Raw genomic sequence first — 474 nt, forward strand, 5'->3', positions numbered from 1 at the left:
CACAACCACTCAGAGCGCACAGGAATCATCGGTAAATATCGATTCACTGGCTGATGATTTCCGCGAACGCATCGATGCTGCACAGGATGTTGATAGTGCAAAAGCACTGCGCGCTGATATCGAAAGCTCGAAGACCACGCTGGGTTCAGCTCTGTTCACCGAACTGAAGAACAAGGCCGTGAGGCGCTACTACCTGGTTGATTCCCGTAACAAGGTTGAAGCAGCGATCAACTCCCTGCCGTCTCCGGATGAACCGGGCGCAGCAGAACGATTCGCCGAAGTTGAGCGAGTGCTGGTAGCCAATAAGCGTCACATGGGCGACGAACTGCACGATCAGTTCAGCATCGCCCTGGCGGATATGAAACCGGAATACGTGGGCTAAGGGAGGCGGGAGGGTTCGCCCTCCCGGTAACGAGATGAGCAAATCATTAAATGCACGTTGCATCCGTCGCTGGACCGTCGAATTTAAAGGTC

1 pseudogene is annotated in these 474 nt (G+C 54.2%); it reads left to right on the forward strand.

Features of this window, described 5'->3' with window-relative positions:
• Positions 1-382, forward strand: a pseudogene (locus NNO08_RS22910) (enterohemolysin); the annotation flags it as partial.
• Positions 383-474: the final 92 nt, after the last annotated feature.

It is taken from the genome of Citrobacter sp. Igbk 17 (assembly GCF_028069775.1).
GTDB lineage: Bacteria > Pseudomonadota > Gammaproteobacteria > Enterobacterales > Enterobacteriaceae > Citrobacter.